A 23,164-nucleotide genomic window follows, 5' to 3' on the forward strand; every position below is an offset into this window, starting at 1 on the left:
GCGCAGGTCCGGCCAGGGTTCACCGATATCCCGCCGCGGCGTCACGGATCGGCTTCGGCCGTGTCAGACCGGTGTTACGGCTGTGTACCCTTCGGGCTGACTCGCCAGCGATCCTGGACGGGTCGTAGTGTCTGAACCGGGCCAGCGCTGCCCCGCGGACGACGGCTCACCGGTACCAACCGGTGGGCTCGCGCGCCACAGCCGGTCGGGGGACCTGTTCCGACCTGCTCCACGTGCGCCGCACGTGCCGCCATCTCCGCCGCCCTTGACCTCCGGCCCGGGCCCCCGCCCTCCGTCCGACCCTCGCCCGAGGGACGACGGTGCGCCGACGACGGGAGTGACATGACCGACCTTCCCGCCCCCGCCACCGCGGCAGTTCCCTTCTCCGCCGTGCCGCCGGCCCAGGGTCTGTACGACCCGGTGAACGACAAGGACGCCTGTGGCGTCGCCTTCGTGGCGGACACCCGCGGCCGGCGCAGCCGCCGCATCGTGCAGGCCGGTCTGACCGCCCTGCACAACCTCGACCACCGGGGCGCCGCGGGCGCCGAGCCGAACTCCGGTGACGGCGCCGGCATCCTCACCCAGATCCCCGACGCCCTGCTGCGCGCCAGCGTCGGCTTCGACCTGCCGCCGCTGGGCGAGTACTCGGTCGGCATCGCCTTCCTGCCGGTGGACGAGGCCGAGCGCGCCGCCCGCGTCGAGGACGTCGCCCGCCTCGCCGCCGAGGAGGGGCTGACCGTCCTCGGCTGGCGCGAGGTGCCCGTCGACCCCGAGGGCGCCGACCTCGGCCCCACGGCCCGCGCGGTCATGCCGTACGTCGCCCAGCTGTTCGTCGCCGAGACGATGGCCGGCCGCGCCGACGCCGCGGCCTTCGGCGGGAACGTGGCGCACCACGGCGTCACCCGCCTCGAGCGGCGCTCGTTCGTGCTCCGCAAGCGGGCCGAGCGTGCCGCCGTGGACGCCGGCAGCTCGCTCTACATCACCTCGCTGTCGTCGCGGACGGTCACCTACAAGGGCATGCTGACCACCGACCAGCTGCCGCTGTTCTTCCCCGACCTGCGCGACGAGCGCTACGAGTCGGCGATCGCGCTGGTGCACAGCCGGTTCTCCACCAACACCTTCCCGAGCTGGCCGCTGGCCCACCCGTTCCGCTTCATCGCGCACAACGGCGAGATCAACACGATCAAGGGCAACCGCAACCGCATGCGCGCCCGCGAGGCCAAGCTCGAGACGCAGCTGTTCGACGGCCCGGCCGGTCCGGCGTCCGAGCTCGGGCTGGAGCGGATCTTCCCGGTCACCGCCAGCGACTTCAGCGACTCGGCCACCTTCGACGAGGTGCTCGAGCTGCTGCACCTCTCGGGCCGCTCGCTGCCCCACGCGGTGCTCATGATGATCCCGGAGGCGTGGGAGAACCACGACGAGATGGACCCGGCCCGCCGGGCCTTCTACCGGTTCCACTCCTCGATCATGGAGCCGTGGGACGGGCCGGCCGCCGTCTGCTTCACCGACGGCACGCTGATCGGGGCCGTCCTCGACCGCAACGGTCTTCGCCCGGGCCGCTGGTGGCACACCAAGGACGACCTGGTCGTCATGGCCAGCGAGGTCGGCGTGCTCGACATCCCGGCCGGCGACGTCGTCGCCAAGGGCCGGCTGCAGCCGGGCCGCATGTTCCTCGTCGACACCGCCTCCGGGCGGATCGTCTCCGACGAGGAGGTCAAGGGCGCTCTCGCCTCCGCCGAGCCGTACGGGGACTGGCTGCACGCCGGCCTGGTGCACCTGCCCGCGCTGCCCGAGCGCCGCCGCTCGCGGCCCAGCCACGAGTCGGTCATCCGCCGGCAGATGCTCTTCGGCTACACCGAGGAGGAGCTGCGCATGCTGGTGACGCCGATGGCGGCCAGCGGCGCCGAGCCGATCGGGTCGATGGGCACCGACACCCCGATCGCCTCGCTGTCGGACCGCTCGCGGCTGCTCTACGACTACTTCGGGCAGCTGTTCGCCCAGGTGACCAACCCGCCGCTGGATGCCATCCGCGAGGAGCTGGTGACCAGCCTCGGCCGAACCTTCGGCCCGGAGCAGAACCTGCTCGCGGCGTCCCCGGCGTCCTGCCGGCAGGTGCACCTGCCGTTCCCGGTGATCGACAACGACGAGCTGGCCAAGATCCTGCACATCGACGACGACGGCGACCTGCCCGGTTACGCCGCCGTCCGGATCACCGGCCACTTCGACGTGAACGGCGGCGGGACCGCGCTGGCCGAGGCGGTCGAGCAGCTGCGCACCAAGGTCTCCAAGGCCATCTCCGCCGGTGCCCGGATCATCGTGCTCTCCGACCGGGACTGCGACGAGAAGCGCGCGCCCATCCCGTCGCTGTTGATGACCGCGGCTGTGCATCACCACCTGGTGCGGGAGAAGACCCGCATGGAGGTCGGCCTCGTCGTCGAGTCCGGCGACTGCCGCGAGGTCCACCACGTGGCCCTGCTGCTCGGCTACGGCGCCGCCGCGGTCAACCCGTACCTGGCGTTCGAGTCGATCGAGGACCTCATCCGCGACGGCGTCCTGACCGGCGTGGAGCCGGCCCAGGCGGTGCGCAACGTGGTCAAGGCGCTCGGCAAGGGCGTCCTGAAGGTCATGAGCAAGATGGGCATTAGCACCGTCGGCTCGTACACGATGGCGCAGATCTTCGAAGCCGTCGGTCTCTCGCAGGAGCTGGTCGACGAGTACTTCACCGGCACCTCCTGCCCGCTGGGCGGCGTGGGCATCGACGTCCTGGCCGAGGAGGTGGCCATGCGCCACCGCCGGGCCTACCCGGAGAACCCCACCGAGCGGGCGCACCGCCGGCTGGAGACCGGTGGCGAGTACCAGTGGCGCCGCGAGGGCGAGGTGCACCTGTTCAACCCCGAGACGGTGTTCCTGCTCCAGCACGCCACCCGGTCGCGGCAGTACGATGTCTTCGAGAAGTACACCGAGACCGTCGACAAGATGTCCGAGGACGCCGCCACGCTCCGCGGTCTCTTCACGCTGAGGACCGGCGTGCGCCCGCCCGTGCCGATCGACGAGGTGGAGCCGGTCAGCGAGATCGTCAAGCGGTTCAACACCGGCGCCATGAGCTACGGGTCCATCTCGCAGGAGGCCCACGAGACGCTCGCCATCGCCATGAACCGCCTCGGCGGGCGCTCCAACACCGGCGAGGGCGGCGAGGACCCGGACCGCTTCACGCCGGACCCGAACGGCGACCTGCGCCGCTCGGCGATCAAGCAGGTGGCCTCGGGCCGGTTCGGCGTCACCAGCGAGTACCTGGTCAACGCCGACGACATCCAGATCAAGATGGCCCAGGGCGCCAAGCCCGGCGAGGGCGGCCAGCTCCCCGGCGGGAAGGTCTACCCGTGGGTGGCCCGCACCCGGCATTCGACGCCGGGCGTCGGGCTGATCAGCCCGCCGCCGCACCACGACATCTACTCGATCGAAGACCTCAAGCAGCTGATCCACGACCTGAAGAACGCCAACAACGAGGCCCGGGTCCACGTCAAGCTGGTCGCCGAGGTGGGCGTCGGGACGGTCGCGGCCGGGGTGAGCAAGGCGCACGCCGACGTCGTCCTCATCTCCGGGTTCGACGGCGGCACCGGTGCCGCGCCGCTCACCTCGCTCAAGCACGCGGGCTCCCCGTGGGAGCTCGGCCTGGCCGAGACCCAGCAGACGCTGCTGGCCAACGGCCTGCGCGACCGGATCGTGGTGCAGGTCGACGGCCAGATGAAGACCGGCCGCGACGTGATCGTGGCGGCGCTGCTGGGCGCCGAGGAGTTCGGCTTCGCGACGGCGCCGCTGGTGGTCTCCGGCTGCGTGATGATGCGGGTCTGCCACCTCGACACCTGCCCGGTCGGCGTGGCCACCCAGAACCCGGAGCTGCGCAAGCGGTTCACCGGCCGCCCGGAGTTCGTGGTCACGTTCTTCGAGTTCCTCGCCGAGCAGGTGCGGCACTACCTGGCGGAGCTGGGCTTCCGGTCGATCGACGAGGCCGTGGGCCACGCCGAGCTGCTCGACACCCGGCAGGCCGTCGGCCACTGGAAGGCCCAGGGCCTGGACCTCTCGCCGATGCTCGCCGTTCCGGAGCTGCCCGAGGGCGCCCCGCGACGTGCGGTCCGCGGCCAGGACCACGGCCTGGACGTCGCGCTGGACCAGACCCTGATCCAGCTGTGCGAGGGGGCGCTGCTCGACGCGCGGCCGGTCAGCCTCGAGCTGCCGGTGCGCAACGTCAACCGCACCGTCGGCACGATGCTGGGGTCGATGGTCACCCGCCGGTTCGGCGGCGAGGGCCTGCCCGACGGCACGATCGACCTCACCTTCGGCGGGTCGGCCGGGCAGTCGTTCGGCGCCTTCGTGCCGCGGGGCATCACCATGCGATTGTTCGGTGACGCCAACGACTACGTCGGCAAGGGCCTGTCGGGGGGGCGGATCGTCGTCCGTCCCTCCCGGGAGGCGTCCTTCGCCGCCGAGGACAACGTCATCGCCGGCAACGTCATCGGCTACGGCGCCACCGGCGGAGAGATCTTCCTGCGGGGCCGGGTCGGCGAGCGGTTCTGCGTCCGCAACTCCGGGGCGCTCGCCGTCGTCGAGGGCGTGGGCGACCACGCGCTGGAGTACATGACCGGTGGGCGTGCGGTGATCCTCGGCCCCACCGGCCGCAACATCGCGGCCGGCATGTCCGGCGGCGTCGGCTACGTCCTCGACCTCGCCCGGCACCGGGTGAACAGCGAGATGGTCGACGTCGAGCCGCTGGACGGGGAGTCCGCGCAGTGGCTGCGCGACGTGCTGGTGCGCTACGCCGCCGACACCGACTCGCCGGTGGCGCAGGCGCTGCTGGCCGACTGGGGTCGCTGGTCCGAGCAGTTCAGCGTGATCATGCCGCGCGACTACCGGCGGGCCCTGGAGGCCCGGCGTGCCGCCGAGGCGGCCGGCGTCGACGTCGACCGCGCGGTGATGGAGGCGGCACGTGGCTGAGCCGACCGCCCACCGGACCACCGAGCAGCAGAGGGAGGCAGCACGTGGCTGACCAGACCGGTTTCCTGAAGTACGAGCGCGGCCTTCCGCCGCGACGTCCCGTCGAGCTCCGCATCATGGACTGGAAGGACGTCTACAGCCGGCGCCAGAACGGCGAGGACCCGCTCTTCCCGACGGCCGAGGTGCGCAAGCAGGCCGCCCGCTGCATGGACTGCGGGATCCCGTTCTGCCACCACGCCTGCCCGGTGGCGAACCTGATCCCGGAGTGGAACGACCTGGCCCGCCGCGACGACTGGCACGACGCGATCGAGAGGCTGCACGCGACGAACAACTTCCCGGAGTTCACCGGGAAGCTCTGCCCGGCGCCGTGCGAGGGCTCCTGCGTGCTGAACCTGCAGGAGTCGCCGGTCACCATCAAGCAGATCGAGTGGGAGATCATCGACCGGGCGTGGGACGAGGGCTGGGTGAGCCCCCTGACCCCGGCCGAGCGGACCGGCAAGAAGGTCGCCGTCATCGGGTCGGGCCCCGCCGGGCTGGCCGCCGCCCAGCAGCTGACCCGGGCCGGCCACGACGTGACCGTCTACGAGCGGGCCGACCGGGTCGGCGGACTGCTCCGCTACGGCATCCCCGAGTTCAAGATGGAGAAGTCCGTCCTGGACCGGCGGCTGGACCAGATGCGCGCCGAGGGCACCCGGTTCGTCACCGGGGTCGAGGTGGGCGGCAGCGGGGAGGGCGACCTGTCGGTCGAGCAGCTGCGCGCGGACTTCGACGCCGTCGTCCTGGCCGGTGGCGCGACCGTCGGCCGTGACCTGCCCGCCCCCGGCCGCGAGCTGGCCGGCATCCACCTGGCCATGGAGTACCTGCCGTACGGCAACCGCCAGGCGCTCGGGGAGCTCGACGACCCGCCGATCAACGCGCACGGCAAGCATGTCGTGATCATCGGTGGCGGTGATACCGGGGCGGACTGCCTCGGCACCGCACACCGCCAGGGGGCGGCCTCGGTCGCCCAGCTGGAGATCATGCCGGCGCCGCCCGAGCGCCGGGACATGGGCGCCAACCCGTGGCCCACGTACCCGATGATCATGCGCGTCTCCAGCGCGCACGAGGAGGGTGGCGAGCGGCTGTACTCGGTCAACACCGAGCGCTTCGTCGGCGACGAGAACGGCAACGTCCGTGCCCTGCTCCTCCACGAGGTGGAGCGGGTCGACGGCCGGTTCCAGAAGATCGAGGGAACCGAGCGCGAGCTCCCCGCCGACCTGGTCTTCCTCGCCATGGGCTTCACCGGGGCGCAGCGCGAGGGCCTGGTCGACACCCTCGGTGTCGAGGTCGACGGGCGCGGCAACGTGGCCCGTGACGACGCGTTCATGTCCACCGTGCCCGGGGTCTTCGTGGCCGGTGACATGGGCCGCGGCCAGTCGCTCATCGTCTGGGCGATCGCGGAGGGCCGCGCCGCGGCCGCCGCCGCCGACACGTGGCTGACGGGCGAGTCGATGCTGCCCCGCCCGGTCACCCCGACGGCGGTCGCGCTCCGCTAGGACACCGCGCCCTCCGGACCGGGACGGCGGCCGACGGCCGTCCCGGTCCGGAGGAGCGCCTCGGCCGCCTTGCGGCGGCGGGCCGCGGGCAGCATCACTTCGGTGGGGCACTAGCGTTGTCGCCATGTCCCGCCGCGCGAAGATCGTCTGCACCCTGGGCCCGGCCACGAACTCCGCCGAACAGATCACTGCCCTGGTCGAGTCGGGGATGGACGTGGCCCGCCTCAACTTCAGCCACGGGTCGCACGAGGACCACGCGTCGGCCTACGCCCGGGTGCGCGAGGCCTCCGACCGCATCGGTCGCGCGGTGGCGATCCTCGCCGACCTGCAGGGCCCGAAGATCCGTCTGGGCACGTTCGCCGACGGCCCGGTGCGCTGGGAGACCGGCAGCCAGATCTGCATCACCGTCGAGGACGTCGCCGGCACCGCCGAGCGGGTGTCGACCACCTACAGGAACCTGGCCAACGACGTCCGGGTCGGTGACCGGTTGCTGGTCGACGACGGCAACCTCTCGCTCAGCGTGGTGGGGGTGGAGGGCCCGGACGTCTTCTGCCTCGTCGTCGAGGGCGGGCAGGTCTCCGACAACAAGGGCCTCTCGTTGCCCGGCGTCGCGGTGAGCGTGCCCCCGCTGTCGGACAAGGACGAGCGGGACCTGCGCTTCGCTCTGCACCTGGGCGTGGACTTCATCGCGCTGTCGTTCGTACGCTCGCCGACCGACGTCACGCTGGTCCGCGACATCATGCATCAGGAGGACCTGTACGTCCCCGTCATCGCCAAGCTGGAGAAGCCGGAGGCGGTGCGGAACCTCGACGCGATCGTGGAGGCCTTCGACGGGATCATGGTCGCCCGCGGTGACCTGGGCGTCGAACTGCCCCTCGAGCAGGTGCCGCTGGTGCAGAAGCGGGCGATCCAGGCCGCGCGGGAGCGCAACAAGCCGGTCATCGTCGCCACCCAGATGCTCGAGTCGATGATCAGCAACTCCCGGCCCACCCGCGCCGAGGCCTCCGACGTGGCCAACGCGGTGCTCGACGGGGCCGACGCGGTCATGCTCTCGGGGGAGACCTCGGTGGGGCAGTACCCCATCGGCGCCGTCCGCACGATGGACCGCATCATCAGCGCGGTCGAGAACGACCACCTGTGGGTGCCCGAGGTGGCGCGCCGGTCGCGGTCCCGGTCGGGCGCGATCGTCCGTGCGGCCCGGGACATCGGCGAGTCGCTGGACGTGAAGGCGCTGGCCACCTTCACCCAGACCGGTGAGACGGCCCGCCGGCTGGCCGCCCTGCACCCGCGGCAGCCCCTGCTCGCCTTCACCGTGGACGCCCGGGTGCGCAGCCTGCTCGCCCTCTCCTGGGGGGTGGAGACGTTCCTGGTGCCCGCGGTGGAGCACACCGACGACATGGTGGAGCAGGTGGACTTCTCGCTGCTGTCGATCGGCCGGCTCCAGGTCGGTGACCGGGTGGTCGTCGTCGCCGGCAGCCCGCCCAACACGGTCGGCTCCACCAACCTCATCCGGGTGCACGAGGTGGGAACCGACTCGTGAGCGACCGGCCGCAGGACACCCAGGCCGCGGCGCTGCTGTCGGTGCTCGACCTCGCCGAGCGGGAGCCCGACGTGTTCGTCGGGAAGACGCCGAGCACCGAGCGGCAGCGCATCTTCGGCGGGCAGGTGGCCGGTCAGGCGCTCGTGGCGGCCGGGCGCACGGTGCCGGGCGAGCGCGGGGTGCACTCCCTGCACTCCTACTTCCTGCGTCCCGGCGACCCGGCGGAGGAGATCCGCTACTCCGTCGACCGCATCCGCGACGGGCGGTCCTTCTCCACCCGGCGGGTCATCGCCTGCCAGCGGCGCAGGGGCGAGGACGTGGCGATCTTCGCGCTGACCGCGGACTTCCACGCCGGGGAGCCCGCCGTCGCGGAGCACTCGCTGCCGATGCCGCAGGCCCCCGGTCCGGACGAGATGATGGGCACCGAGGAGATCGTCGCCCGGCACGGGGAGCGGGCGGCGTTCATGGCGGCGATGGGGCGGGTCGTCGAGCAGCGGTTCCTCCACGATCCGTTCGCGGCGCCGCCCAAGTCGCCACCGAACACGCAGTCGTGGACCTGGTTCCGGGTCGCGGGCGAGCTGCACGACGACCCGGTCGTGCAGGCGGCGGCGCTGACGTTCGTCAGCGACCTGACGCTGCTCTCGGCGGGGTTCGCCCGCCTGGGCGGTGGCTGGCCGGACTTCATCGGGGCGAGCCTCGACCACGCGGTGTGGTTCCACCGGCCGGTGCGCGCCGACGACTGGCTGCTCTACGAGACCGACAGCCCCGCGGCGGCGGCCGGCCGCGCGCTGTGCTTCGGGCAGGTCTGGTCCGCCGACGGCACCCACGTCGCCACCGTCGCCCAGGAAGGGCTCATCCGGTCGCTGGACCGCTGAGCGTCTCCCCGCCCGTGCCGGCCCCGCCCCGGTCGGCCGCGTCCGTCTCGTCGAGGGCGGCAGCCGTGTCCGCGACTCCGGGGAGGTCGTCGGCGGGGACCACGCGGATCCCGGCCTCGGCCCGGGCTGCCCGCTCCGCGCGCTCGCGCTCGGCGAGCTCCCGCTCGGCGGCCCGTGCGGCGGCCTGCTCCGCCGCCTGGGCGGCGAAGTCGGCCGCGAGCCAGTCGTGGCCCTCGGTGAGCAGCGCCCACACCCGCTCGACGTGCGCCCGGGTGGTGGCGGGGGAGCCGACGGCCACCCGGAGGACCGGCTCCCGTCGCACGGTGGTGTGGGTGAGGAAGACCTCGCCGCCGTCGTTGAGCCGGTCGAGCAGGGTCATGGTGGCGACGTCGGAGTCCACGCCCTCGGGCCACCGGGGCTTCAGGCAGACCAGCGAGAGCGGGTGCGGGGCGACGACGTCGAAGCGCTCGTCGGCCGCCGCCCACGCGGCCAGCTCCTGGGCCAGGGCGACGTGCCCGCGGATGTGCGCGCGCAACCCGTCGGCGCCGTACCAGCGGACCACGAACCACAGCTTCAGCGCCCGGAAGCGCCGGCCCAGCGGCACCTGCCAGTCGCGGAAGTCGACCACCGCGCCGGCGTCGGTGGCGGCGTTGCGCAGGTAGTCGGGGAGGATCGCCAGCGCACCGGTGAGGGCGGCGCGGTCGGCGACCCAGAACAAGGTGGCGTCGAAGCCGGTGAGCAGCCACTTGTGCGCGTCGGTCGTGTAGCTGTCGGCCCACTCGACGCCGGCCTGCAGCTCCCGCAGCTCCGGGGCGACGGCGCTCACGCCCGCGTAGGCGGCGTCGACGTGCAGCCAGACGCCGTACTGCTGGCAGATCGGCCCGATGGCGGCCAGCGGGTCCACGGCGGTGGTGGACGTGGTGCCGACGGTCGCGCACACCAGCACGGGGCGGTGACCGCGGGCGACGTCGCGCTCCAGCCGGGCGGCGAGCGCACCGGGGTTCATCGCCAGGTCGCCGTCGACCTCCACGATGCGGACCGCGTCGGTGCCCAGGCCCGCGATCCGCACCGCCTTCTCCATCGAGGAGTGCGTTTCGCTGGACACGTAGACGGTGGCGCGTTCGGGCTGGACGCCCTGGCGCACGGTCGCCCCGCCGCTCGCGCGGTGCAGGGCGGCCAGCAGCGCGACCAGATTGGCGCCCGAGCTCGAGTCCTGGACGACGCCACCGCCGGTACCGGTGGAGCGGAAGGACTCCGGCAGGCCGAGCAGCTCGGCGAACCAGTCCATGACGTGCTGCTCGAGCTCGGTGGCGGCCGGGCTGGTCACCCATGACATGCCCTGCACGCCCAGCCCCGCCGAGACCAGGTCGCCGAGCACCGACGGCCCCGAGGTGTTGGCCGGGAAGTAGCCGAAGAAGCCGGGGTGCTGCCAGTGCGTGATCCCGGGCATCACGACCCGGTCCAGGTCGGCCAGGACGGCCGAGAACGGTTCGCCCTGCTCCGGGACCGAGGCGGGGAGGGCGTCCCGGACGTCGCCCGGCGTGACCTGCGAGCGCACCGGGAAGGAGCCGATCCGCGTCCAGTAGTCCGCGATCCAGTCCACGACCTCGTGGCCGTGTCGCCGGAACTGCTCGGGAGTCATGTGCGGTGCGGGCTCGGTCACCCCGTCACCGTATTCGCCCCGCCGAGCGGGGCATGAAGGGTCCCCGCGAACACCAGGCGGGCGCTCGGCGCAGCAGGGTAACGGCGCCTGGCCGCGGTTCCGATCCGGAGGATCGCAACTCAGCACAGTGCCCCCGGTGCGACTCGAACGCACACTGCGCGGGTTTTGAATCCGCTCCCTCTGCCGATTGGGGTACGGGGGCGCGCCGGGGTGGCCCGGCACCCGAGCAGACTAGCCGGGCGGTGGACCGTCGCCGACGCCGATAGGCTGCCACCCCGTGACCAGCGAGCCGATCCGCGTCCTGATCGCCGAGGACGAGGCGTTGATTCGTCTCGACCTCAAGGAGATGCTCGAGGAGGAGGGGTACACCGTCGTCGCCGAGGTCGGCGACGGTCAGCAGGCGGTCGACCGCGCTGCAGAGCTGCGCCCCGACCTGGTCATCCTGGACATCCAGATGCCGGTGCTCGACGGGCTCTCCGCCGCCGAGCGGATCGCCACCTCGCGTATCGCGCCGGTCATCGTGCTCACCGCGTTCAGCCAGCGGGAGCTGGTGGAGCGGGCGCGGGACGCCGGCGCGATGGCCTACCTGGTGAAACCCTTCTCGAAGAACGACCTCGTGCCGGCCATCGAGGTCGCGCGGGGCCGGTTCGCCGAGTTGACCGCCCTGGACGGGGAGGTCAAGGACCTCGAGGAACGGCTGGAGACCCGGAAGGTCGTCGAGAAGGCGAAGGGCCGGCTGATGGCCGACCAGGGCATGAGCGAGGCCGAAGCGTTCCGCTGGATCCAGCGCACCGCGATGAACCAGCGGACCAGCATGAAGGCGCTCGCGGAGTCGATCCTGACGGCCACCGCGACGCCCGACGAGAGCCCCGCCTGATCCCGGACGGCGTTCTCGCCAGGTCTGTCGCACCGCAGGGTTGGCTACCGCGCACGCAGCGTTCCAGCGGTTCCACCATGCGGACACCGAGGTCACGACCTCATCACGGTCCCTCCCGGGCCGGGTGCAACCCCCCGGACGGCAGCTAGGTTCTGCGCACCGATCGGCGCCCGGTCGGCGGTCGTCGCGTACGCGCGCCGGCGCCGGGCGCACTGATGACACTGGGAGTCATTTGATGCGCACTGGCACTACTGCCCGCAGCATCGCCGTCACCGGTGCTGCCCTGCTCGCGCTCAGCGCCTGCGGTGGCGGCGACAGCGGTGGCGACACCGCCGACGGCGGCAACGGTGGCGGCGGCGGCGGCGGCGAGAAGCAGGTCAACGTCTACGGCACCGACGGCAACATGGGAAATGCCCTCGGTGAGGACTTCGAGGAGGAGGGCGCGCTCGCGGGGATGAAGGGCACCGCGCCCCTGACCGAGCTGTCCGGCGACTTCATGGACCGCCTGGAGGGCGTCTACCCCGGTCTCCAGGACTACAACTACGCCGGCGAGACCTACGACGCCATCATCCTCTCCGCCCTGGCCGCACAGGCGGCGGGGACCAATGACGCCAACGTGTTCAAGGCCTACGTCAACGGCATCACTTTCGGCGGCGAGACGTGCGAGGACTTCGCTGCGTGCAAGGAGATCCTCGACGGGGGCGGCAACCCCGACTATGACGGCGTCTCCGGGCCGCTGAGCTTCACCGACGCCGGCGAGCCGGCGCAGGCGAGCTTCGGGCTCCTTCAGTTCGGCGAGGACAACACCCTCGACGAGGACGCCACCGAGTTCGTCATCGCCGGCGACGAGGCCAACGCCGCCACCGACGAGGGCCCTGCGCCGGCGCCCGCAGGGACGACCGGTGACCCGCTGATCATCGGCACGCTGCTGCCGGAGACCGGCAACCTGGCGTTCCTCGGGCCTCCGGAGATCGCCGGGGCGCGGCTGGCCGTCGAGGACATCAACGCGGCCGGTGGCGTGCTGGGTCAGCCCGTGCAGCTGATCGAGCGGGACTCCGGTGACCCGACGACCGACATCGCGACCCAGTCGGTCGACCAGTTGCTGCAGGCCGGGGCGAACGTGATCGTCGGTGCGGCGGCCTCCGGTGTGAGCCTCACGGTCATCGACGCCATCACCGGCGCCGGCGTCATGCAGATCTCGCCGGCGAACACGTCCGACCAGTTCACGACCTACGACGACAACGGCCTGTACTTCCGCACGGCGCCGCCGGACACCCTTCAGGCCCGCGCGTTGGCCGACATGATCAGTGCCGACGGCAACAGCACCGTCGGAATCATGGCTCTCAACGACCCGTACGGCACCGGCCTGGCCGAGAACACGGTGAACAACCTGATGAGCGCGGGCCTCTCCGAGGACGCGATCGTCAGCCTCACCTACGACCCGCAGGCGGCGAACTTCGACTCCGAGGTGCAGCGGATGGTGGAGTTCAACCCCGACGCGATCGTCGTCATCGGGTTCGAGGAGTCCTCACGGATCATCCAGACCCTCAACCAGAACGGCATCGGGCCGCAGCGCTGAGCGTCCCGCCCGGGTCACCGACCCGTTAGCGCGCCACCACAGTGGCCCGGCACCGTCACGGTGCCGGGCCACTGTGCATTCGGGCATCGCCGCGGGACCGGCCGCTCCCACGACGGTTCACCGGCCCGGGGGGCTCGCGGAGTCCGGGGAGGTCGGGGCACTGTCGGCCTGGGTCGGCGGGGAGGCTGAGTCGGCGGAGAGGCTGGGTCGGACAGCGTCCCTGCCACCGGTCACGCGCCTCGATCGACCGAGGGCGGGCGGGGGAGAGGGCGCCGCCGGGGGAACGCGGCAGCGCCGGGCCCGGGGAAGGGCGCCGGCGCTGCCAGGGTTCGAGTGGGTCAGTGCGCCTTGGCGAGGGTGCCCAGGTACAGCTCGATGACCTTCGGGTCGTGCATGAGTGACTCGCCGGTGTCGGTGTAGGCGTTCCGCCCCTGGTCTAGCACGTAGCCGCGGTCACAGATCTGCAGGCATCGGCGCGCATTCTGCTCGACCATGATGATCGAGACACCGGTGGCGTTGATCCGTCGGCAGCGGATGAACACCTCGTCCTGGTAGGCAGGGGAGAGCCCGGCGGAGGGTTCGTCCAGCAGGAGCACCGACGGATCCATCATCAACGCGCGGCCCATGGCGACCATCTGCCGCTCCCCGCCGGATAGCGTCCCCGCCTTGGCCTTCCGCCGCTCGCCCAGCAGGGGGAACAGGTCGATGACGTAGTCGAAGCGCTCCTTGAAGGTGTTCGGCCGCAGGTACACGCCCATCTGCATGTTCTCTTCGAGTGTGAGCGAGGGGAACACGTTGTTGTTCTGCGGTACGTAGCCGACGCCCAGGGACACCAGTCGGTGCGCCGGCGCGGACGTGATGTCCTGACCGCGCAGCGAGACCGTTCCGGATCGAACGGGGATGAGCCCGAAGAGAGTCTTGAGCAGGGTGGACTTCCCGGCCCCGTTGGGGCCGATGATGCCGACCAGCTCGCCTTCCTTGAGGTAGAAGTCGCAGCCGTTGAGGATGTTCACCCCCGGCACGTAGCCGGCGACGATCTCGTCGGCGCGCACGAGGGCACCCTCGGCGAGCCCGACGTGCGCCTCCCTGGTGGCCGCCTGCTCGGCCGGGGACATCTCCTCGTCCGGGGAGGCGTCCCGGGCCAGAGCCCGCTCGCCGGGTGTGCCGCTGTCGCCGCCGTGGCCCACTTGGAACTGCGGGTCCTCGCTGGCAGGGTTGTCCATGGTGCTCATCGGGACGTCCCTCCGTGGCCGGTCCCCTCGGGGCCCTTCTGGCGTGTGATGGCGTCCTCCGCCTCGGCGAGGACCTGATCCTCCTCCTCGATGATGAGGGGGGCGTCGTGGTGGGCACCGAGGTAGGCGTCGACCACGGCCTGGTTCTGGCTGATCGACTCCGGAGGCCCCTCCGCGATCACGTTGCCCGCGGCCATCACGACGACCCAGTCGCTGATGTCACGGACGACGTCCATGTCGTGCTCGACGAAGATCACCGTCATGCCCTGCTCGCGCAGGTCCTTGACGTGCCCGAGGAGGCTCTGGGTGAGGGCCGGGTTCACCCCGGCCATCGGCTCGTCGAGCATGACGACCTTCGGGTCGCTCATGAGCGCGCGCGCCATCTCCAGCAGCTTGCGCTGCCCGCCGGAGAGCGTGCCCGCGAAGTCGTCCTTCTTGGCGTCGAGCTTGAACCGGTGCAGCAGGTCCATCGCCTTCTCGGTGTTCGCCCTCTCCTGCGCTCGCCAGGTTCCTGGTACGAGCGCCTTGAAGAAGCTCTCACCGCTCTGTCCCTGCGCGCCCAGAAGCATGTTTTGGAGCACGGTCAGTCGGGACAGCGCCTTGGTCAGCTGGAAGGTCCGGACGACGCCCAGGCGAGCCACCTTGTGCGGCGGCAGATCGTTCAGCGAACGACCGTCGAACGTCCAGCTGCCGGAGTTCGGCTGGTCGAACCCGGTCATCAGGTTGAACAGCGTCGTCTTGCCGGCGCCGTTGGGCCCGATCAGACCGGTGATGCCGCCGCGCTGGATCTCGAGGTGATCGACCGCGACGGCGGTCAGACCGCCGAATGTCCGGGTGACGCCGTCCAGGGCGATGATCGGATCCGGTTTGCCGACGCCCACCTCCCACGGGATGTCCTTGAGCGCCACCTGGGCCAGCCGCCGGTGGGCCGGGCTCGCCGAGGCGGCGTGCGCACCGGTCGTAGGGGTCGGTTCAGCGGGCATCGAGCATCACCTCTCGTCGGTCGCCGAAGACGCCCTGCGGACGGAAGACCAGCAGCAGCATCAGCCCGAGCCCCACCAGGACGAAGCGGATCTGCGCCACGTCCGTCGAGGAGAGCAGGCCCTCGGGGATCACACCGTTGCCGATGAGTGCCCGCAGGCCCGTGTCGGCGAACTGCAGGATGAACAGCAGCATCATGGCGCCGACGACCGGGCCGAGCACCCGAGCGGCACCGCCCAGGATCAGCACCGCATAGGCGAGGAACGTATTGGCGTTCTGGTACTGGTCCGGGATCGCCGATCCGGTGCCGACGGCGTACACCATGCCGCCCAGCGCGCCGAGGATGCCGCCGAGGACAAGCGCCTGCATCTTGTAGACGTAGACGTTCTTGCCCAGCGAACGGACGGCGTCCTCGTCCTCGCGGATCGAGCGGACGACCCGTCCCCAGGGGCTGCGTACCAGGGCCCACACGAGCAGGCAGGCCAGGGCGACGAGCACCCAGCCGACCAGCGCCACCCACAGCTCACCGCCGGACCAGCTGGTGCCGAGGAGCCGGTACCGCCGGCTGGTGTCCCACGGGGCGAGCGCGATGAAGTCACCGTTGAAGGCAGAGATCCCGCGGGTGCCGTTGGTGACCGGTGTCGCGGAGACCGATCGGAAGAGCAGTCGCAGTCCCTCGGCCGTGGCGATCGTGGCGATCGCCAGGTAGTCCGCGCGCAGCCGCAGTGTCGGCAGGCCCAGCAGGAGCGCCAGGACCACGGCGGCGAGGATGCCGACCAGGACGCCCACCCAGAAGGGCAGTCCCCACTTGCTCACTGAGATGGCGACGCCGAACCCGCCCAGCATCGCGAAGGCGATCTGGCCGAAGTTCAGCAACCCGGTGTAGCCGAACTGGACGTTGATGCCGATGGCCAGCAGCGCGAAGAAGATCGCCTGGAAGCCGAGGGCCGACTTGCCCGCGATGGCGATCGCGTTCAGGAGTTCGCTCATAGGTCAGCCCACCCGGACACGGCTGCCCAGGATCCCCTGGGGCCGGATGACGAGGATCACGATCAGGAGGAGCAGGCCCCCGACGTACTTGACGTCGTTGGGGATGACGAGCGTCGACAACTGGACGAAGACGCCGACGATCAGACTGCCCAGCAAGGCCCCGTACGCGGTGCCCAGCCCGCCGAGGGTCACCCCGGCGAACATCAGCAGCAGGAGCCGGAAGCCCATGTCCCACTGGACCTGGTCCGAGAGGCCCAGGAGCACGCCGCCGAGTGCGGCGAGCGCACCACCCATCATCCAGACCACCAGGATGACCCGGTTGACGTCGATGCCCGAGGAGGCAGCCAGGTCACGGTTGTCGGCGACCGCCCGCATCGCCTTGCCGATCTTGGTGCGCTGCAGCATCAGGGCGACGAGTACCAGGACGACGACGGAGATGATGATCGAGACGAGGTCGGCGTTCGTCAGACGGAATGCCCCGTAGTCGGTGGCTCGCCCGCCGCCGGTTCCCTGGTACGGACTGGACCGGCCGCCGTAGACGACCTGCACCAGGTAGCGGAGCAGCAGCGAGAGGCCGATGGAGACGACCAGCGCGGCGATGAGCCCGGTGCCGCGACGGCGGAGCGGTCGCCACAGGCCTAGTTCGTTGAGCGCGCCGACCGCCGCGCCGACCACCATGGCTATCAGCGCGGCGGGGATCAACGGCACTCCGCCGTGGACGTTGATGAACCAGGCGGCGACCGCGCCGATGGTCACCAGCTCGCCGTGCGCGAAGTTCGTCAGACCCGTCGTGCCGAAGATCAGCGAGAGGCCGACAGCCGCCATGGCGATCAGCAGCCCGAACCTGATGCCCTCCACCAGCAGCTGGACGGCACGGATGGTGCCACCGCCGGAGTTCCGGCTGCCGTCGGTGAGGCCGATGATCACCGCTTGCTGCCGTCCGGCGTCCACGGTGACGGTGCGGTTGTCCTCACCGGCCAGCGCGACGCCTTCGGGTAGTTCGTCGGCGTCGAGGGTGACGACGTACTCACCCGGACCCGGGAGGTCCACCGACCAGCGGCCGTTCTCGTCGGTCTCGACGGTGTCGATCTCCTCGCCGTCCGGAGTGGTGACCTCGATCTGCACGCCCTCGATGGGACCGCTGACACTGGTCTGCAGCGTGCCGAGGAGCTGCTCGCCCTCGGCGTGAGCGACGCCAGGCGTCAGAGCAGCCAGGCCCAGGCCGAACGCCAGCACGAGCAGCAGCCGCACGACGATCCGGTGCCCGCCCGTCGGTCGACCGCGACCGTGGGGCCGCTGCTTGCGGCCGCACGGGCCCGATCGTCGATCGTGCCGGCTGCCACGGTCTACCGCGTGCGTCACTCGACCTCCCTGGCGGATAAGTTGAGGACGGACCCTAACCCGCCTCTGCGGCTTCCCCGTGTCCGCGCCAGGACCTGTGACCTTTCCGCGACACGCCGGGATGGTCACGGAGAACAGTGCTTCGGTGCCTCGTCGTAATCGGCCCTGGTCGGTGGGGTGGATGGCCGACGTCCGACGAGCCCGCGAGTCGCTCCTCGGTCACCCCGCGCCTGTGATCGCCTGATCGGTCCGCGGCGTCCTGGGCGACCGGGTCACTTCTTCGTCGGCGCGTTCAGCGCCATGCAGGTCAGCCGGGCGGTGGCGGTCCGCCGGCCCTGGTCGTCGGTGATGTCGATGAGGAAGGTCGAGAGCGTCCGCCCGCGGCGCACCGGCGTGCAGACGGCCGTCACCGTGCCGGCCGTCGCCGCGCGGAGGTAGCTGACGTTGAGCTCGATGCCGACGACCTGCCGGTCCGGGCCGGCGCCGACGGCCGCGGCCATGGACCCGATCGTCTCGGCGAGCGTGCAGGTGGCCCCGCCGTGCAGCAGACCGAAGGGCTGCTCGTTGCCGGCGACCGGCATCGTGGCGACCAGCCGGTCGGGGTTCCAGTCGGTGATCCGCACGCCGAGCTTGTCGTCGAGAGGGCTGCTGATGCCGTCGGGCAGCCAGTCCGGGGGAGGAGTGGTCACGGCTGGCACCGTAGCCAGCGGTCGGCGGGCCGGTTCTGTCGGGCGCCGCCCCTAGGATCGGCGACGATGTCCGCTCCGGTTGCCACCTCCGCGCCCGCCGCCCCCTCGAGCACGGGCACGCGCCCGCGTCTCCTCCTGCTCGACGGGCACTCGCTGGCCTACCGCGCCTTCTTCGCGCTGCCGGTGGAGAACTTCTCGACCACCACGGGCCAGCCGACGAACGCCGTCTACGGCTTCACGTCGATGCTGATCAACATCCTGCGCGACGAGCAGCCCACCCACCTCGCCGTCGCCTTCGACGTCGGCCGCAAGACCTTCCGCAGCGAGATCTACGCCGAGTACAAGGCGAACCGGGCGGAGAGCCCGACCGACTTCCGCGGGCAGGTGAGCCTGGTGCAGGAGGTGCTCGGCGCCCTGCGGGTCCCGGTCATCACCGCCGAGGGCTACGAGGCCGACGACGTCATCGCCACCCTGACCGTCCAGGCGGTGGAGCAGGGCATGGACGTGCTGATCGCCACCGGTGACCGCGACGCGCTCCAGCTGGTCGACGAGCACGTCACCGTCCTCTACCCCCGCAAGGGCGTCTCGGACATGACGCGGTTCACGCCCGGGGAGGTCGAAGCCAAGTACGGCCTGACGCCCCGGCAGTACCCCGACTTTGCCGCGCTGCGGGGCGACCCCAGCGACAACCTGCCCAACATCCCCAGCGTCGGCGAGAAGACGGCCGCCAAGTGGGTGCGGGAGTACGGCTCCCTGGACGCGCTGGTCGACCAGGTCGACACCGTCCGGGGCAAGGTCGGGGAGAAGCTGCGCGAGCACCTGTCCTCGGTGCTGCAGAACCGGCGGCTCACCGAGCTCGACCGGGCGGTCGCCCTCGACGTCGGTCCGCAGGACCTCGCGGTCCAGTCCTGGGACCGCAACGAGGTGCACACGCTCTTCGACAACCTGCAGTTCCGCGTCCTGCGCGACCGGCTCTTCGCCACCCTCACCAGCGCCCAGCCGGAGGTCGAGGGCGGCTTCGACGTCCAGGTCGACGACGTGCCGGCCGGCGGGCTGGGGGACTGGCTGCAGGCCAACGCCCGCACCGGCCGCACCGGCGTGATCTTCCGGGGGACCTGGGGCCGCGGCACCGGGGAGCTCACCGGCATCGCGCTCGCGGCGGGCGACGACCACGTCACCTTCGTCGACGTCGGCCCCGACCTGGACGTCGCCGACGAGCAGGCGCTGGCTGCCTGGCTCGCCGATCCCACCGCGGAGAAGGTGGTCCACGAGGTCAAGGGCCCGCTGCTGGCCGTCTGGGCCCGGGGCTGGCAGCTCGAGGGCGTCATCAGCGACACCGCGCTGGCCGCCTACCTGGCGCTGCCCGGGCAGCGGTCCTTCGACCTCGGCGACCTCGCCGTCCGCTACCTGCGGCGCGAGCTCAAGGACGCCGCCGAGCCCGAGGGGCAGCTCGCCCTCGACGGCCTCGGTCCCAGCGAGGACGAGCTCGCCCGCGAGGCCGCGCACGCCGACGTGCTCAAGGCCGTCGCCGTCAACGACCTCTCCGACGCCCTGGAGACCGTTCTCGACCAGCGCGGGGGCGCTCACCTGCTGGGCCAGATCGAGCTGCCGCTCACCCGGGTGCTCGCCGCGATGGAGTACCGCGGCATCGCCGCGGACCTGGACTTCCTCCGCGAGCTGCAGCGGGAGTTCGCCGACGGCGTCGCCGCGGCAGCCGCCGAGTGCTACGCGGTGATCGGCCGCGAGGTGAACCTCGGCTCGCCGAAGCAGCTGCAGACCGTGCTGTTCGACGAGCTCGGCCTGCCCAAGACGAAGAAGAACAAGACCGGCTACACCACCGACGCGGAGGCGCTGACGAGCCTCCTGGCGCAGACCGGCCACCCGTTCCTCGAACACCTGATGCGCCACCGCGACGTCACCCGCCTGCGCACGGTCATCGACGGGCTGATCCCGATGGTCGACGACGCCGGCCGCATCCACACGACGTTCCAGCAGACGATCGCCGCCACCGGCCGGCTGTCCTCGACCGACCCGAACCTGCAGAACATCCCGATCCGCACCGCCGAGGGCCGCCGGATCCGGCAGGCGTTCGTGGTCGGCGCCGGCTACGAGTCGCTCATGACGGCGGACTACAGCCAGATCGAGATGCGGATCATGGCGCACCTCTCCGGCGACCAGGGGCTGATCGAGGCGTTCACCTCGGGGGAGGACCTGCACTCCTTCGTCGCCTCGCGGGCGTTCGACATCCCCATCGAGGAGGTCGACCCCGAGATGCGCCGCCGGATCAAGGCGATGAGCTACGGCCTGGCGTACGGGCTGTCCGCCTACGGCCTGTCCCAGCAACTGCGCATCACGCCGGAGGAGGCGCGGGGCCAGATGCACGCCTACTTCGAGCGCTTCGGCGGGATCCGCGACTACCTCGACGGCGTCGTCGACGAGGCGCGGCAGACCGGTTTCACCGAGACCACGCTGGGCCGGCGGCGCTACCTGCCCGATCTCACCAGCGACAACCGGCAGCGCCGGGAGATGGCCGAGCGCATGGCGCTGAACGCGCCGATCCAGGGTTCGGCCGCCGACGTCATCAAGGTGGCCATGCTGGCCGTGGAGAAGGCGATCACCGCCGAGGGCCTGAGGTCGCGCATGCTGCTGCAGGTCCACGACGAGCTGGTGCTCGAGGTGGCGCCGGGGGAGCGGGAGGCCCTGGAGGAGCTGGTCCGCCGGGAGATGGCGGGGGCCGCCCAGCTCTCGGTGCCGCTGGAGGTCTCCGTCGGCTTCGGCACCAGCTGGGACGCAGCGGCCCACTGACGACGGGCGCCCCGGCCCCCGGGGCCGGGGCGCCCCGCGTTACAGCCTGTTGTCGATTCGCCCCCGCGGGTCCGGTGGAGGTGTCAGGCCCCCCCGCCCGGTCCACACCGGGTCCATGGGCTCTCCACCACCCTCCGACCCGACCCGTTCCGCGGTTCCCGCCTGGCTCGCCAGGTCCTCGGCCATGGGTGGGCGGCTGCTCGTCCTCGCGGTCCTGCTCTGGCTCCTCGCCGGCTTCGCGGTCAAGGTGACGATGCCGCTCGTCGCCGTCCTGATCGCCCTGCTGGTCGCCGGCATCCTGGCGCCGCTCGTCGAGTGGGGGCACGGCCGGGGAGCGCCGCGCTGGCTGGCCGCGGGCTCCGCCGTGCTGCTGCTGGTGGCCGTCCTCGGCGGAGCGCTGCTGGCCCTCGGCGCGCGCGTCGCCGGTCAGCTGCCCCGGTTGCGGCAGCAGTTCCAGCAGGTCTCCTCCGACCTCTCCCAGCGCTTCGGCATCGACCTGCCGGGCTTCGGCCCCGGCGGGGGTGGTGGCGGAGGCGGCTCGGGCGGCGGCACCACCGCCGGCGCGCTGCTCGGCCCCGCACGGACGGTGGCCGAGGTCGTCGTCGCGGCCTTCCTGGTGGTCGCCCTGGCCTACCTCTTCCTGCACGGGGGGCCGGGGATCTGGCGCTGGCTGCTGGGGAAGTTCGGCGGGCAGGCGCGCGAGGACGTCGACGCCGCCGGCCGCGCGGCCTGGACCACCGTGGGCGGTTACGTCCGCGGGCTGACGATCGTCGCGCTGTTCGACGCGGTGGGCATCGGCGTCGGCCTGCTGGTGATCGGCGTCCCGCTGGCGCTGACCCTCGCGGCGCTGCAGTTCCTGGCGTCCTACATCCCCACGATCGGTGCCTTCGTCGCCGGGCTCGTCGCCGTCGTCGTCGCCTACGCCTCCGGGGGCCTCGCCACCGCAGCGCTGGTGCTGGGGCTGGTCGTGGTCGTGCAGCAGCTCGGCAACTCCTTCGTGGAGCCGTACGTCATGCGCAACCGGCTGCCGCTCAACGCCGCGACGGTGCTGATCGCGGTCACCGTCGGCGGCGTGCTGTGGGGGATCGCCGGGGCGCTGCTCTTCGTGCCGCTGGCCGCCGCGGTCTCCGCCGCCGCCCACGAGCTGTGGGTCCGGCACGGCTCCCGGCCCCTCGCCGGCGGCTGAGCCCTCAGGCGGGCGTGCGGCAGACCAGGATCAGCGTGCCCGGGACCAGGGCGCCGCGTTCGGGGGACCACTGGCCCCAGTTCTCCCTGCGGCCGGGCGTCCACTCCGGCTCCACGAGGTCGGTGAGCACCAGCCCCGCCCCGACGACCGCGCGGACCCAGTCGCCGACGGTGCGGTGGTGCTCGACGTACACCGCCCGACCGGCGTCGTCGGTCTCCACGTACGGCGTGCGGTCGAAGTACGACGAGATGATCCGCAGGTCCTCGGGGTCGGGTGAGTCGGGGAACGGCCAGCGCATCGGGTGGTTGACCGAGGCGACGAAGCGGCCGCCCGGGCGCAGCACGCGAGACACCTCCCGCAGCGCACCCTCGACGTCGGCGACGAACGGGAGCCCGCCGAACGCCGAGCAGGCGAGGTCGACGCCGGCGTCGGCCAGCGGCAGCGCACCGGCGTCGGCCTGCAGCAGTGGCACGGTGATGCCGGTGGACCGGTTGAGCGCCGCCGCCCGCGCCAGCATGCCGGCGGACAGGTCCAGGGCGACGACGTCGGCGCCGGCCCTCCGCAGCCAGCGAGAGCACGGCGCGGAGCCGCAGCCGATCTCCAGCACCCGCCGTCCGGCGACCTCGCCCAGCAGGTGGGCGTCGGCCTCCCGCAGTCCCTCCGGGCACCAGAGGAAGTCGGCGTCCCCGAGGTCGGAGCCGTGTTCGGCCAGGTACGCCGGCGCCGCGGCGTCCCACCAGCGGCGGTTGGCGCGCACCGACTCCTCGGCGCCCGCCGGGCGACGGGCCACACCCCCGGCGGCCGGGTAGCCGTCGCTGCCGAGGGGGAGTGCCGGGCCGGCGGAGGATGCGTCCATGACACGCCGATCGTGACACGCCG

Annotated in this window: 15 protein-coding genes and 1 tRNA gene; 8 read left to right on the plus strand and 8 right to left on the minus strand. The window is 71.9% G+C overall.

Annotated elements, in window-relative coordinates; all coding sequences use genetic code 11:
• The first annotated feature begins 342 nt into the window (after positions 1-342).
• The 4 genes from gltB to ABC795_RS07680 all read left to right on the plus strand — a co-directional run bounded on the left by gltB (position 343) and on the right by ABC795_RS07680 (position 8,942).
• Positions 343-4,992, plus strand: a complete 4,650-nt coding sequence (gene gltB, locus ABC795_RS07665; protein WP_347060385.1) for a glutamate synthase large subunit — start codon at positions 343-345, stop codon at positions 4,990-4,992.
• Positions 4,993-5,036: 44 nt separating this feature from the next.
• Positions 5,037-6,527 (plus strand): glutamate synthase subunit beta, encoded by a 1,491-nt coding sequence (locus ABC795_RS07670; RefSeq protein ID WP_347060386.1) that lies wholly within the window; start codon positions 5,037-5,039, stop codon positions 6,525-6,527.
• A gap of 124 nt (positions 6,528-6,651) precedes the next feature.
• Positions 6,652-8,067, plus strand: a complete 1,416-nt coding sequence (gene pyk, locus ABC795_RS07675; RefSeq protein ID WP_347060388.1) for a pyruvate kinase — start codon at positions 6,652-6,654, stop codon at positions 8,065-8,067.
• Positions 8,064-8,942 (plus strand): acyl-CoA thioesterase II, encoded by an 879-nt coding sequence (locus ABC795_RS07680; RefSeq protein WP_347060389.1) that lies wholly within the window; start codon positions 8,064-8,066, stop codon positions 8,940-8,942. The genes pyk and ABC795_RS07680 overlap by 4 nt, the downstream gene beginning before the upstream one ends.
• Here the strand turns inward: ABC795_RS07680 and ABC795_RS07685 are convergent.
• Positions 8,920-10,605 carry an aminotransferase class V-fold PLP-dependent enzyme gene (locus ABC795_RS07685; RefSeq protein ID WP_347060390.1) on the minus strand — a complete coding sequence of 562 codons (1,686 nt, stop codon included), beginning with the start codon at positions 10,603-10,605 and terminating at the stop codon, positions 8,920-8,922. The two genes, ABC795_RS07680 and ABC795_RS07685, sit on opposite strands and share 23 nt — an antisense overlap.
• A 128-nt stretch (positions 10,606-10,733) precedes the next feature.
• Positions 10,734-10,807, minus strand: a tRNA-Leu gene (locus ABC795_RS07690).
• 75 nt (positions 10,808-10,882) lie between these two features.
• Here ABC795_RS07690 and ABC795_RS07695 point away from each other — a divergent pair.
• On the plus strand, positions 10,883-11,482 hold the full coding sequence (locus ABC795_RS07695) for a response regulator (protein WP_347060391.1): 600 nt from the start codon (positions 10,883-10,885) through the stop codon (positions 11,480-11,482).
• Positions 11,483-11,717: 235 nt separating this feature from the next.
• Positions 11,718-13,061 carry an ABC transporter substrate-binding protein gene (locus ABC795_RS07700; protein WP_347060392.1) on the plus strand — a complete coding sequence of 448 codons (1,344 nt, stop codon included), beginning with the start codon at positions 11,718-11,720 and terminating at the stop codon, positions 13,059-13,061.
• 338 nt (positions 13,062-13,399) lie between these two features.
• Here the strand turns inward: ABC795_RS07700 and ABC795_RS07705 are convergent, their stop codons facing one another.
• The 5 genes from ABC795_RS07705 to ABC795_RS07725 form a co-directional block, all read right to left on the minus strand.
• Positions 13,400-14,293 (minus strand): ABC transporter ATP-binding protein, encoded by an 894-nt coding sequence (locus ABC795_RS07705; protein WP_347060393.1) that lies wholly within the window; start codon positions 14,291-14,293, stop codon positions 13,400-13,402.
• Positions 14,290-15,276, minus strand: a complete 987-nt coding sequence (locus ABC795_RS07710; protein ID WP_347060394.1) for an ABC transporter ATP-binding protein — start codon at positions 15,274-15,276, stop codon at positions 14,290-14,292. Before ABC795_RS07710 ends, ABC795_RS07705 begins: the two co-directional genes overlap by 4 nt.
• Positions 15,266-16,264, minus strand: a complete 999-nt coding sequence (locus tag ABC795_RS07715) for a branched-chain amino acid ABC transporter permease (protein ID WP_347060396.1) — start codon at positions 16,262-16,264, stop codon at positions 15,266-15,268. The genes ABC795_RS07710 and ABC795_RS07715 overlap by 11 nt, the downstream gene beginning before the upstream one ends.
• 3 nt (positions 16,265-16,267) lie before the next feature.
• Positions 16,268-17,515 (minus strand): carboxypeptidase regulatory-like domain-containing protein, encoded by a 1,248-nt coding sequence (locus ABC795_RS07720; RefSeq protein ID WP_347060397.1) that lies wholly within the window; start codon positions 17,513-17,515, stop codon positions 16,268-16,270.
• Between the two features lie 362 nt (positions 17,516-17,877).
• A complete protein-coding gene (locus tag ABC795_RS07725) occupies positions 17,878-18,294 on the minus strand; it encodes a PaaI family thioesterase (protein WP_347060398.1) in 417 nt (138 codons plus the stop codon).
• A 66-nt stretch (positions 18,295-18,360) separates the two neighbouring features.
• Here ABC795_RS07725 and polA point away from each other — a divergent pair, with 66 nt between their 5' ends.
• Both polA and ABC795_RS07735 read left to right on the plus strand, forming a co-directional pair.
• Complete coding sequence (gene polA, locus ABC795_RS07730) at positions 18,361-21,099, plus strand: DNA polymerase I (RefSeq protein ID WP_347060400.1); 2,739 nt, start codon at positions 18,361-18,363, stop codon at positions 21,097-21,099.
• Positions 21,100-21,283: 184 nt separating this feature from the next.
• The gene (locus tag ABC795_RS07735) at positions 21,284-22,285 is read left to right on the plus strand and encodes an AI-2E family transporter (RefSeq protein ID WP_347060401.1); all 1,002 of its coding nucleotides are present in this window, start codon (positions 21,284-21,286) and stop codon (positions 22,283-22,285) included.
• 4 nt (positions 22,286-22,289) lie between these two features.
• Here the strand turns inward: ABC795_RS07735 and ABC795_RS07740 are convergent, their stop codons facing one another.
• Positions 22,290-23,141, minus strand: coding sequence for a methyltransferase domain-containing protein (locus ABC795_RS07740; protein WP_347060402.1), 852 nt, complete (start codon positions 23,139-23,141; stop codon positions 22,290-22,292).
• Positions 23,142-23,164 lie beyond the last annotated feature (23 nt).

Source organism: Blastococcus sp. HT6-30, from assembly GCF_039729015.1.
Classification (GTDB): Bacteria; Actinomycetota; Actinomycetes; order Mycobacteriales; family Geodermatophilaceae; genus Blastococcus.

Bases quoted from the DNA above. Each gene is read 5' to 3' on its own strand.
- gltB (WP_347060385.1), top strand. From the start codon at position 343: ATGACCGACCTTCCCGCCCCCGCCACCGCGGCAGTTCCCTTCTCCGCC.
- pyk (WP_347060388.1), top strand. From the start codon at position 6,652: ATGTCCCGCCGCGCGAAGATCGTCTGCACCCTGGGCCCGGCCACGAAC.
- ABC795_RS07700 (WP_347060392.1), top strand. From the start codon at position 11,718: ATGCGCACTGGCACTACTGCCCGCAGCATCGCCGTCACCGGTGCTGCC.
- ABC795_RS07705 (WP_347060393.1), bottom strand. From the start codon at position 14,293: ATGAGCACCATGGACAACCCTGCCAGCGAGGACCCGCAGTTCCAAGTG.
- ABC795_RS07710 (WP_347060394.1), bottom strand. From the start codon at position 15,276: ATGCCCGCTGAACCGACCCCTACGACCGGTGCGCACGCCGCCTCGGCG.
- ABC795_RS07715 (WP_347060396.1), bottom strand. From the start codon at position 16,264: ATGAGCGAACTCCTGAACGCGATCGCCATCGCGGGCAAGTCGGCCCTC.
- polA (WP_347060400.1), top strand. From the start codon at position 18,361: ATGTCCGCTCCGGTTGCCACCTCCGCGCCCGCCGCCCCCTCGAGCACG.
- ABC795_RS07735 (WP_347060401.1), top strand. From the start codon at position 21,284: ATGGGTGGGCGGCTGCTCGTCCTCGCGGTCCTGCTCTGGCTCCTCGCC.
- ABC795_RS07740 (WP_347060402.1), bottom strand. From the start codon at position 23,141: ATGGACGCATCCTCCGCCGGCCCGGCACTCCCCCTCGGCAGCGACGGC.